Here is a 12268-nt window from a genome sequence, read left to right on the forward strand (position 1 = left end):
CTTTCTATAAAAAAAGGGAAAAGCATTGCTTTCCCCTTTTATAGTTTAAATATTACTTAGATGAATCAATTAAATCAACATCAGTGTAATCAACTACATCACCATCAATGTAAGTAATTGAAAGACCATTAGTTGTTTTAGCTGCAGTACCAAAAGACATCATCATCTCATTGTACATAGCCATAACGTCACCAGTGTAACCTGCACTTTCATTACCAGTAATAGACAATGTGTAACCCATTGCATTATTTACTGTAATATCTAAAGCACTTGCTTCTTCCATGTCGCTGTCGATGAATGTAGTCATTACTTTAAAGTCTACATCACCAGAAACACCCTCTAATGTAATAGAGCCTGAATCTGTTGCATCATCAGCAGTAAGACTTAACATACCAGTAAAGCCAGAATCGCCATCCATGATTTCAACATGGTTAGTGGTTTCAGTCATTAAGATTTCTGCATCATCTACATTATCAGCAGTCACTGCGCCATCAAAAGTAAATACTAAACATGAATCGATTTGAGTAGCATCAATAGTTCCAGCTGCAAAATCAACACAATCTGTAAGTGCTTGTGTTTGTGTACCAGCAGTAACAAGTTCAACAGATACGTCATTCTCACCTTTTAATGTAGCACCCCAAGCAACAACAAGCTTGTCGCCTTCATAAGAAGCCGCTGCATTAATCATCTCACCTGTAGTAGCATTGCTAAGCATTAACGTAAGATCATCTAAGCTGTAAGCATAGTCCCAATCAGCATTGCGAGTTGATGTACCTGTACCTGAGTTATTACCCATTTCAGCTAATTCATCAATTACGTCTGCAAGAACGTCTGCTGCATCAGCAACTGCATCAGCACCTGTGCCAGTAAGCACAGTCATAGTCGATAATGACTCTGATGTAGCTTTAACAGAAGTTAGTACTTCAAGTTTAGCAACTGCAGTTTCAGCAGCAAGTTGTAAGTTATAAGCTGTTACAAATTGCTCGCTAGCTAGTTCACCTTGAGCTACAGCAGCTGTTTGCATTGCTGTAAGCGCATCAATCATTGCTTGTGCGCCTTCGCCTTCAAGGTCGAGGTAAGCATTAGCAGCAACAAGTGCTTGCTCAATAGCAATTTCAAGTGCATCAACAGCAGCAGCAAAATCAGACGCAGCAGTAACAGCAGTCATTGCAAGCTCAAGAGCTTCAGTTGCATTCGCAGCTGTATCTACCATTGCACCTTCTGCGTTAGCAAGTGCGCTTGTAGAAGCCGCTTCAGCTGTGTCTGCTACTGATTTTTTCTCATCAGCAACGTCTGCAGTGTCTTCAGCAACTAATTTTGCTGCAGCAAGAGCAACATCAAACGTTTCAATCGCAGCTTCTGCTTCAGCTACTAGTGCAGCTAATGCTAAGTCGTATGCAACTGTGTCAGTTACAGCTACAGACGCATCTGTTTGTAACAACGTTGCAGAATCAAGTATTTGTTGGTAATCAGAGCTTTGAGTAACTAAAGCATTTGCAGCAGTCACATAGCCTTGTGATTTAACAAAAATAGAACCCGCTTTAGCTGTTAAATCAGCTGTAGTAGCTTCGTTTTTAAGTAATGTAACAGCGCTTACAAATGCAGCTGCGTTATCAGCTGTAAGAGCGTCGCCACCCATTGCTTGAACATCTGCAAGTGAACTTTGAGCTGTTTCAATGTTCATTTCTAATGTAGTAAGTGCAGTTTGAGAAGCTGTAATTTCTACTGTTAAAGCAGCTGCTAGAGCGGTATAAAAGTCATCTCCAACTGTACATTCTGCGCCAGTACAACCAATTACTTCTAGTGCTTTTTTAACTTTTATTGCAGCGGCCGCAAGACCTGCATCAGTTGCTGCACCATTTTTAACAGCTTTATCTTTAGCAGCTTTTGCTTTTGCTGCAATACCTACTGAGTTAGCTGCAAATGCATCAATTTGTGCCTGTGTTGCACTAGGGTTGTTAGCAGTGAATGCCGCTTTTAAAGCGTCTTCAATTGCAGTTTCATCACCCGTTGCTACAGCAACAAAAATATTTGCAGTATTTGTAATAGCTGTTTGTAACATTGTAGCTATTGCAGCAATACCAGCGTCAGTATTACCTTTAAACTGGCCAGACTTAATACCTGCAGCAATACTGCTCATTACATCACCAATTGAAGGTAAACCTTGAATTGAAGATGAAAGCTGTGCAATTGCTAAAATACCGTCTGTAAGTTCTTCTTCGCCATCAACGTCACTTAAATCTACAGCGCCGCCGTTAGATAAATCACCTATAATAGCTGAAAGTAAAAGTGCTGCGTCTTGACCCATTACTTGTACAACAGTATTTAGGCTAGCTGTAGCAATAGCGTCTTCATCTACACTTGAACCTGAGTCAAGAAGAAGAGCCGCCACTAACGATGTTAAGAAAGTAACATTAGCTTTGTAAGAACTTGCAACATTAAGATCGCCAGCTGCACCACTTACTCCAGATGTATCTGCTTCAACAGCTGGGATAAATTTAACAACTGAAAGCTCTAGGTCAGTTTTGTACCATTCGCCAAACTCAATCGCAGTATCGCCATCATTTACATCATCTGCTTCTGGCGCTACATCGTAATCGCCACAACCTACATAAGCGTCACAACGTAAAAAGCTATCATCGCCTTCTGCAGATGTTTTAACTGTAATGTAAACTGGTCCAGTAAAGTCATCATCTAGGTAGATGCTGTAACGGCCGCTTTCATCAGTTAGCACTTCAGGGTTAGCCGCAATTTTGCTTGCTTCTACTGCAGCATCTGCAGCATCTTGTGATAGAGCTTCTTCAGAAAAAGACTCTGCTTCTGCTGAAGCAGCTGAGCGAAACGCAACAGGAACGCTTTGACCAGATGCATCTAAAGTCATTACAGTTACTACTGCACTTTTCATTGAACCTTTAACAGCTTTACCCGTTACTTCAATGTTGAACTGTGCATCACCTGTTGCAGTAAAAGCTTCTACAGGTGTAACAGGAATGTTTCTGTCATTGTCCGAACCACATGCTGTTAAGCCTAATGTAAGTGCAACTGAAGCTGCAATAGGTGTAAATTTGATCGTACGCTTTACCATTTATTTCTCCTTGATAGCCTGGAATGAGTATCAGAAATTAGTTTAGTTGATAGTGGCTTGTGTAAGCTTTTATGTTTAAAAAGCATTAAAAAAGTACACAATCATAACCTTTGTTACCAGAACATTAAAAATACCATTAAGCTATGTAGTTATGCTACATATTTATACATTTTATAGAAGTATTTATCTTTATTCTATGAGCTACTTCTTTATCAGCATCTCTATTATTCAATAACCTATAGACACTCATAAAGAACCAGCACATATTGATACAATATATTCACTTTATTAAATGAATATTACATATAATCTAGTTTGTTAATTATATTCTTCAAGTAAATGCGATGGATGAGTGCTAAAAAAGAGGATAATTCGAAAAATTAATAAAAAAGGATTGTTTATATCAAAGGTTAGTCGGTTTTACTTTAGCTAAGCAAACGTTTATAAAACTTGTTTACTTAACTAAAATAAATGTTTAGTTGTGCTTAACTTAGGCACTGGTTAGTAAGGCACTCTTACAACCCCCTCCATTAATACACGCGCACTTCGGCTCATACTTGCTTTGATAACTTGCCAATCACCATTTATATTTTTAGCCTCAGCACCTACTTTTAGCGTACCTGATGGGTGACCAAAGTTAACTTCACTCAATGCGCCGCCACCAGCAGCTATATTTACGAGTGTGCCTTCAATTGCTGCAGCAGTGCCAATAGCAACCGCAGCTGTGCCCATCATGGCATGGTGCAATTTACCCATCGACATAGCGCGTACTAATAAGTTGATATTTTCAGCTTCAATAATTTTACCGCTAGACGCTTTGTAATCTAAAGGAGCGGCAACAAACGCAACCTTTGGCGTATGTTGACGAGCTTGCGCTTCATTAATGTTAGTTATTAAGCCCATTTTAACAGCGCCGTAAGCACGAATGGTTTCGAGCTTTTCAAGCGCTGCAACATCATTATTTATATCGTCTTGCAGCTCTATGCCGGTATAGCCAATATCAGCGGCGTTAATAAATACAGTAGGAATACCTGCGTTTATCATTGTTGCTTTTAAAGTACCAACACCCGGTACTTTTAAGTCATCAACTACGTTACCGGTTGGAAATAACGCGCCATCGCCATCAGCGGGGTCTATAAATTCAAGTTTTACTTCAGCTGCTGCAAAGGTAACGCCATCGAGCTCAAAGTCGCCGGTTTCTTGCACTTCGCCATTGGTCATAGGGACATGCACTAATATGCTTTTTTTAATATTAGCCTGCCACACACGCACAATAGCAACACCGTTATTAGGTAATCTGCTTTTATCGACCAAACCATTACTAATAGCAAAAGCACCCACTGCTGACGTTAAGTTGCCACAGTTACCGCTCCAATCCACAAACGGTTTATCTATCGCCACTTGACCAAACAAGTAATCCACATCGTGATCAGTTTGCTCACTTTTACTTAGGATTACAGTTTTACTAGTACTTGATGTAGCGCCGCCCATGCCATCTGTTTGCTTAGCATACGGATCGGGGCTGCCAATAACGCGCAGTAATAAATTATCCCGCGCCTCGCCTGCTACTTGAGCAGGCTTTGGCAAGTCAGTTAAATTAAAAAAAACACCTTTACTGGTGCCGCCACGCATATAGGTTGCAGGCACTTTAATTTGCGGTTTAAACATAATATTTGCCCTTATGCAGATTGCGTTGCTTCTAAAAAGTCTTGAGCAAAGCGTTGTAACACGCCACCAGCAGCATATATAGAAAGCTCTTCTTGGGTATCTATTCGGCACTTCATAGGCACAGTAAGTACTTCACCGTCTTTACGGGTAATAATTAAATTAACAGTAGCACCTGGTTTCAAATCACCTGCTACATCGTACGTTTCGCTGCCATCCAGCTTTAGAGTTTTACGGGTTGTGCCTGCTTTAAATTCAAGTGGTAAAACACCCATCCCAATTAGATTAGTACGATGAATACGCTCAAAACCTTCAGCTGCTATTACTTCAACGCCTGCAAGCCTTACACCTTTTGCCGCCCAATCGCGCGACGAACCTTGACCGTAATCGGCACCGGCTACAATAATAAGCGGCTGTTTACGCTCCATGTAGGCTTCGATTGCTTCCCACATACGTGTGTTAGTGCCTTGCGGCTCTAATCGTGCGTATGAACCTTGTTTAATATCACCGTTTTCGTCAAGCACCATTTCGTTAAGCAGCTTTGGATTAGCAAAGGTTGCGCGCTGCGCTGTTAAATGATCGCCTCGGTGCGTTGCATACGAGTTGTAGTCTTCTTCTGGCACATTCATTTTAGTCAGGTACTCGCCAGCGGCACTGCTTGCCATAATCGCGTTTGATGGCGATAAATGATCCGTTGTGATGTTATCGCCAAGTACAGCAAGCGCACGCATACCGGTCATTGTGCGCTCACCAGCAAGTGCACCTTCCCAATAAGGCGGGCGACGAATGTACGTACTTTCTGGGCGCCAGTCGTAAAGTGGGTCGTTATCTTCACCGTAATCTACGGTTAAATTAAACATCGGCTCGTATACTTTTCTAAACTGCTCTGGCTTAACGCTTTGCTTAATTACTGCATCAATCTCTTCATCTGATGGCCATAAATCTTTAAGCGTAATATCGTTGCCTTGTTGATCTTGCCCTAGTATCCCTTTTTCAATATCAAAGCGAATAGTACCTGCAATGGCGTACGCAACAACTAAAGGAGGTGACGCTAAAAATGCTTGCTTAGCGTAAGGATGAATTCGTCCATCAAAGTTACGATTGCCCGAAAGTACCGCTGTAGTGTATAAATCGCGATCGATTACTTCTTTTTGAATAATAGGGTCAAGCGCACCGCTCATGCCGTTACAAGTTGTACACGCAAAGCCCACAATACCAAAGCCCAGTTGCTCAAGCTCTGTTAGTAAGTTTGCATCTTCAAGGTACGATTGCACTGCTTTTGAGCCCGGTGCTAATGAGGTTTTAACCCAAGGTTTACGCATTAAGCCCTTAGCATTTGCGTTACGGGCAAGTAGTGCAGCGGCAATTACATTGCGTGGATTACTCGTATTAGTACAGCTAGTAATAGCGGCAATAATACATGCGCCATCTGGCATTAAGCCTTCTTCATTTTCAACGACACCCGAAATACCTTCTTTAGCTAAATCGCTTGTCGATACACGGCGGTGTGGATTCGATGGACCCGCAATATTGCGCCCAACGCTTGATAAATCAAACTTAAGTACACGCTCATATTTTGCAGTTTTTAAGCTATCGCTCCAAAGGCCTGCTGTTTTTGCGTAGTTTTCTACAAGGGCAATTTGCTCTTCTTCACGACCTGTTAAACGCAAGTAATCTATGGTTTTATCATCAATATAAAACATGGCTGCAGTTGCGCCAAATTCAGGTGTCATGTTCGAAATAGTTGCTCTATCGCCAAGAGTAAGCGCGTCGGCACCTTCACCGTAAAACTCTAAATAAGTAGAAACAACACGTTGCCCGCGTAAAAATTCAGTAATAGCTAGCACAATATCGGTAGCTGTAATACCTGGTTGGCGCTTGCCTGTTAGCTCAACACCTACAATATCGGGTAAACGAATATAAGAAGCACGACCAAGCATTACGCTTTCAGCTTCAAGCCCGCCTACGCCCACAGCAATAACACCCAGCGCATCAACATGTGGCGTGTGGCTGTCGGTACCTACAAGTGTATCGGGGAATGCAATGCCATCTCGGTTTTGAATAACCGGCGACATTTTTTCAAGATTAATTTGATGCATAATGCCGTTACCCGGTGGAATAACGTCAATATTTTTAAACGCAGTTTTAGTCCAGTTTATAAAGTGAAAACGGTCATCATTTCGTCTGTCTTCAATCGCGCGGTTTTTTTCAAATGCGTCAGGATCAAAACCGGCATGCTCTACCGCTAACGAATGATCCACTATTAACTGTGTGGGTACTACCGGGTTCACTTTTGCCGGGTCGCCGCCTTTGGCTGCAATTGCATCACGAAGCCCTGCTAAATCAACAAGCGCTGTTTGCCCTAAAATATCGTGGCACACTACCCGCGCCGGATACCACGGAAAATCCAAGTCTTGCTTTCGCTCAATTAGCTGATTAAGTGCATCGGTTAACATGGCAGGGTCGCATCGGCGTACTAGGTTTTCGGCAAATACACGTGATGAATAAGGTAGCGTGGCGTATGCACCTGGCTTAATTGCATCTACGGCTTCTTGCGTATCGTAGTAGTCGACATTTGAGCCCGGTAAAGGTTTACGGTATTGGGTGTTATTAATTATGGTCATGGTAAAGGTTCGCTAATTTGGTGACGGATGTAATACCAATTTTATTGAGAGTGCAATTGGTATTTTTCAAGAAAGGCTTTAGGTTTGTAGTTGTTTTTATTATATAAAGCATTAAAGCCGTAAAAGGTGAGCCATTGGCTCACCTTAGTTAAAAATAATTAACTTCTTGACTCTATTGGTGTGTAACTGCGTGCATCAGGCCCTGTGTAATCGGCACTTGGGCGGATAATACGGTTGTTAGCGCGTTGCTCTTTTACATGTGCAGTCCAACCAGTAACGCGGCTCATTACAAATATTGGCGTAAATAATTTAGTCGGAATATCCATAAAGTGATAAGCAGATGCATGGAAAAAATCGGCATTACAAAACAGTTTTTTCTCGCGCCACATAATCTCTTCACAACGAACAGACACAGGGTAAAGCACTGTATCGCCTACCTCAGCCGCTAGTTTTTCAGACCATTTTTTAATAATTACATTACGTGGATCAGATTCGCGATAAATCGCATGACCAAAGCCCATTATTTTGTCTTTACGTTCAAGCATGCCCATTACTTCTTGCTCAGCATGTTCAACACTTGTGAAACCTTGAATCATATCCATAGCCGCTTCGTTGGCGCCGCCATGTAATGGTCCACGTAACGTACCAATCGCACCTGTTACACAAGAGTGAATATCAGAAAGCGTTGATGCACACACACGTCCCGTAAAGGTAGATGCGTTAAACTCGTGCTCTGCGTATAAAATTAGTGAAACGTTCATCACTTGTGCAAATAACTCGCTTGGTGCTTTGTCGTGTAACAGCGTTAAAAAATGCGCGCCAACAGAGTCGTCATCTGTTTGTGTTTCAATGCGTTCACCGTCGTGTGTAAAGCGGTACCAGTAACAAATAATACTTGGGAACACAGCAACCATACGGTCGATTGCATCATTGGCTTCGCTAAAGTCATTTTCCATTTCAAGATTACCCAACATTGAGCAGCCCGTGCGCATTACATCCATTGGATGCGCGTCTTTAGGTATATTTTCAAGCACAGTTTTAAGTGCATCTGGTAAGCCGCGTAAACTTTTAAGTTTAGCTTTATATTCTGCCAATTCGCTTGTGGTTGGTAACTCACCGCGTGAAAGTAAAAAAGACACTTCTTCAAACTGTGCTTTTTCGGCAAGTTCGCTAATATCGTAACCACAATACGTTAAACCAGAACCACTTTGTCCAACAGTACACAATGCTGTTTGACCAGCCACTTGTCCGCGTAAACCCGCGCCGCCTAATGCTTTATCTACCATGATCTTCTCCTATCTATAATTTGTGTGTGGTATCTATTTTAATAGTTATTATTTGTCAGATTTTGATGAAAAAAGGGTATCGAGTGTGTTCTCGTACGTGTGGTAATCTAAAAAGTCGTAAAGCTCAGAACGCGTTTGCATATTTTCAATTTGGCTTTGTTGCGAGCCTTCATTTAAAATTGCTGAATACACGTTAAGTGCCGCTTTGTTCATAGCTCTAAATGCACTTAATGGGTAAAGCACCATTTCAACACCTACATCATTTAGCTGCTCTTTTGTGTAAATAGGTGTTTGGCCAAACTCAGTAATGTTTGCCAAAATTGGAACGTTAATCGCTTTTGCAAATGCTTGGTAATCAGCAAGGTCGTGTACGGCTTCTGCAAAAATAGCGTCAGCACCGGCTTCAACACAGGCAGCTGCACGGTCAATAGCAGCATTTAAACCTTCTTTTTGAAATGCATCAGTACGGGCCATAATATAAAAATCGCTATCGGTTTTTGCATCAACCGCCGCTTTAATGCGGTCAACCATTTCACCTTGGCTTACAATTTCTTTATTAGGACGATGGCCACAGCGCTTTTGGGCTACTTGGTCTTCTATATGAAAACCCGCTGCACCCGCTTTAGTCATTTCTTTTACTGTACGTGCAATGTTAAACGCGCCGCCCCAACCGGTATCGGCATCAACTAACAGCGGTAAATCACTCGCACCCGTAATACGGCGAATATCTTCAAGCACGTTATCAAGGCTTGTCATACCTAAGTCAGGCATACCAAACGAGGCATTTGCCACACCGGCACCTGAGAGATAAATAGCTTGGTGGCCCATTTTTTCTGCCATCATCGCTGTGTAGGCGTTAATAGTACCTACCACTTGTAACGGGCGGTTATTGGCAATAGCGTGTTTAAACTTTAATCCTGCTGACATTACTTTCTCCTCACTTTGAACGGTTGCTACGTGGAGTAACTTATAGTTTTAATCTGTAATTATGACTGTTTAACTGCTCTACTTAACTTTTAGCAGTTTTTTTGCGACTAATATCAATCTGTATGGGTATGAGGTTTATTTAACGATAAGAAAATCGTTCTGTAACTAGGCAATAATTTTTATGTTTAGTGGTTCTAAATAAAAAATTTTTAACGACGTTACGGAGCGATTTAATCCGTTAAATTGTTCGAATACTCATATTGATTGGTATACATCAAATTTGGTTTGAATATTTGCTTGCGATGCACTGATGTGGCGTTTCATAAGCATTTCGGCCAGTTCACCGTCGTGGTTTTCAATGGCGTTAATAATAGCTAAATGCTCATCAAACGCTTTTGATACACGCGGCCCCACCATACCCATTTGTACACGGTACATGCGTATTAATTGATAAAGCTCATTACACAGTAAATGAATTAAATGCGCGTTTTTACTGCCTTGAATAATACGATAATGAAAATCTAAATCGCCGGCTTCTTGGTAATAAGATTCACCCTCTTTAACACGTTGTGTTTGTAGGTGCTGATTAAGTAATTGCTTTAAGCCTTTTACTTCTTCGGGTTCCATATTGTCGGCAGCAAGCCTACATGCTAAGCCTTCAAGTGAGCTGCGAACTTGGTACACTTCAATCAAGCGCTCAGCGGTAAGAGCAACTACTCGGCAACCTACGTTAGCTTTACGCTCAACAAGGTAGCAACTTTCTAGGCGATTTAACGCCTCTCTAAGCGTTGCACGGCTTACACCATAACGTTTGGCAAGCTCAGGTTCTGATATTTTACTGCCTTGAACTATGCTGCCCTCAACAATCTCACGGCGCATATCTACAAATACTTGATCTGATGCGGTAGTTATAGGCGCTTCGTTTAAAAATGTGTGTGTCATAAGTTATTTTTTAGATTGTCGACAATTAATGTGGTTACTATGGGCTTATTAAAAAATCATGTCAACCCTTAAACCTATCAAAATGGCTAAAAAACACACCCATTGTCGACACTATTAATCTAAAGTCGTATAAAACACGCTTTAAAATAGGCCGAACCAATAAAGTGTCGACATGACAATAAATCGGATGTTACGTTTTTAAGCACTGAAAATGCGTTATATAAATGCTATTATCGCGCTTTATTTTTATAGTATGAGCTAACGCGTGAACGCCAACACTTTTATTCCTGAGCACTTTATTGACGACGTAAAAACCTATTTACCAGCGCATCTAAACTTAGATGACTTTTTAAATGCGTGTCGCAGGCCACTCAGAAAATCTATCCGCGTTAATACGTTAAAAATTAGCATTGAAGAATTTGTAAAACGTGCAACTGAAAAAAATTGGCTACTAACGCCAATCCCTTGGTGCAGTGAAGGCTTTTGGTTAGAACGTCCCGAAGATGAAGAGCAAAACCTAGCCCTAGGTAATACCGACTTACACCTAAGTGGTGCTATGTACGTGCAAGAAGCAAGCTCAATGCTGCCGCCTATCGCATTAAAGCAAAGTATTGAACTCGCAGACTCTCAAAATAATTTCGTCCTTGATATGGCATCAGCGCCGGGCTCTAAAACATCGCAGTTAGCAGCACTTATGAATAACCAAGGTGTACTTGTTGCAAACGAGCTTTCGTCATCGCGCCTAAAAGTACTTAGCGCTACATTAAAGCGCATGGGAGTAGGCAACTGTGCGCTCTCGCATTTTGATGGCGTTATATTTGGCAACTACATGTTTGAATGCTTTGATAGCATATTGCTAGACGCACCCTGCTCTGGCGAAGGCACAGTACGTAAAGATGCCGACGCACTTAAAAATTGGTCAATAGAATCAAACATACAAATAGCCCAAGTACAAAAAGACTTAATTAAAAGTGCATTTTACGCATTAAAGCCAGGTGGCACCTTAGTCTACTCAACTTGTACACTTACCCCGCTCGAAAACCAACAAGTGTGCGATTATTTACTGAGTGAATTTGGCGACTATATAACGCCTGAGTCACTAAGTGATTTATTTGAAGGTGCAAGTAAAGCCACCACAAGTGAAGGCTATTTACATGTATGGCCGCAAACCTTCGACAGCGAAGGCTTTTTTATTGCTAAATTTAAAAAACACGCAAGTTGCGATAACCCAAATCAAACTGTTAAAAAAGGTGCGTTTCCGTTTAACGAGGTTGATAAAAAACAAAGCGCCGCGTTTACGCAATCGCTTAAAAAGCATTTTGGGTTAACTAACCTGCCTGGCAGCTTAATGCAACGTGATAAAGAACTGTGGTTATTTCCTGAGGGGTTTGAAGCCGTACAAAACAAAATTAAGTACGCACGCTTAGGTATTCAAATTGGAATTATTCATAAAAATGGCGTAAGGCTGACGCACGAGTTTGCAACCGTATTTGGCAATAAGTGTAAAACTAATGTATTTGCTTTAAATAACGAGCAAGCAAATGATTATTTTCAAGGCAAAGATATACGCTTAACTGAGGCAACTCAAACAATAGGTGAAGTGGTATTAACGCTGTGTGGCTGCCCTATTGGGCTCGGGAAATGGCAAAAAAATAAGATCAAAAATTCACTACCGCGAGATTTAGTGCAAAATACGCAGTTAATAAGTTGGGTTTAATGGATATACTTTACAATATATT

Annotated in this window: 7 protein-coding genes; 1 reads left to right on the top strand and 6 read right to left on the bottom strand. The window is 41.3% G+C overall.

The window, feature by feature from the left end; genetic code table 11:
• Nucleotides 1-52: 52 nt before the first annotated feature.
• The 6 genes from I6E80_RS05855 to I6E80_RS05880 form a co-directional block, all read right to left on the bottom strand.
• Nucleotides 53-3085, bottom strand: a complete 3033-nt coding sequence (locus tag I6E80_RS05855) for a hypothetical protein (RefSeq protein ID WP_197185062.1) — start codon at nucleotides 3083-3085, stop codon at nucleotides 53-55.
• Between the two features lie 501 nt (nucleotides 3086-3586).
• On the bottom strand, nucleotides 3587-4753 hold the full coding sequence (gene prpF, locus I6E80_RS05860; RefSeq protein ID WP_197185063.1) for a 2-methylaconitate cis-trans isomerase PrpF: 1167 nt from the start codon (nucleotides 4751-4753) through the stop codon (nucleotides 3587-3589).
• A gap of 11 nt (nucleotides 4754-4764) precedes the next feature.
• Nucleotides 4765-7374 (bottom strand): Fe/S-dependent 2-methylisocitrate dehydratase AcnD, encoded by a 2610-nt coding sequence (acnD, locus tag I6E80_RS05865; protein ID WP_197185064.1) that lies wholly within the window; start codon nucleotides 7372-7374, stop codon nucleotides 4765-4767.
• Nucleotides 7375-7532: 158 nt separating this feature from the next.
• Complete coding sequence (prpC, locus tag I6E80_RS05870; protein ID WP_197185065.1) at nucleotides 7533-8660, bottom strand: 2-methylcitrate synthase; 1128 nt, start codon at nucleotides 8658-8660, stop codon at nucleotides 7533-7535.
• Nucleotides 8661-8708: 48 nt separating this feature from the next.
• The gene (gene prpB / locus I6E80_RS05875; protein WP_076923873.1) at nucleotides 8709-9587 is read right to left on the bottom strand and encodes a methylisocitrate lyase; all 879 of its coding nucleotides are present in this window, start codon (nucleotides 9585-9587) and stop codon (nucleotides 8709-8711) included.
• 255 nt (nucleotides 9588-9842) lie between these two features.
• A complete protein-coding gene (locus tag I6E80_RS05880; protein WP_007582477.1) occupies nucleotides 9843-10529 on the bottom strand; it encodes a GntR family transcriptional regulator in 687 nt (228 codons plus the stop codon).
• Between the two features lie 265 nt (nucleotides 10530-10794).
• On the opposite strand from I6E80_RS05880, the gene rsmF reads away from it, so the two are divergent.
• Complete coding sequence (gene rsmF / locus I6E80_RS05885; RefSeq protein ID WP_197185066.1) at nucleotides 10795-12246, top strand: 16S rRNA (cytosine(1407)-C(5))-methyltransferase RsmF; 1452 nt, start codon at nucleotides 10795-10797, stop codon at nucleotides 12244-12246.
• Nucleotides 12247-12268 lie beyond the last annotated feature (22 nt).

This window comes from Pseudoalteromonas sp. NSLLW218, from assembly GCF_015864775.1.
Taxonomy (GTDB): Bacteria; Pseudomonadota; Gammaproteobacteria; order Enterobacterales; family Alteromonadaceae; genus Pseudoalteromonas.

Coding starts and splice junctions, on each gene's coding strand:
- I6E80_RS05855 (WP_197185062.1), bottom strand. CDS start 3,085: ATGGTAAAGCGTACGATCAAATTTACACCTATTGCAGCTTCAGTTGCA.
- prpF (WP_197185063.1), bottom strand. CDS start 4,753: ATGTTTAAACCGCAAATTAAAGTGCCTGCAACCTATATGCGTGGCGGC.
- acnD (WP_197185064.1), bottom strand. CDS start 7,374: ATGACCATAATTAATAACACCCAATACCGTAAACCTTTACCGGGCTCA.
- prpC (WP_197185065.1), bottom strand. CDS start 8,660: ATGGTAGATAAAGCATTAGGCGGCGCGGGTTTACGCGGACAAGTGGCT.
- prpB (WP_076923873.1), bottom strand. CDS start 9,587: ATGTCAGCAGGATTAAAGTTTAAACACGCTATTGCCAATAACCGCCCG.
- I6E80_RS05880 (WP_007582477.1), bottom strand. CDS start 10,529: ATGACACACACATTTTTAAACGAAGCGCCTATAACTACCGCATCAGAT.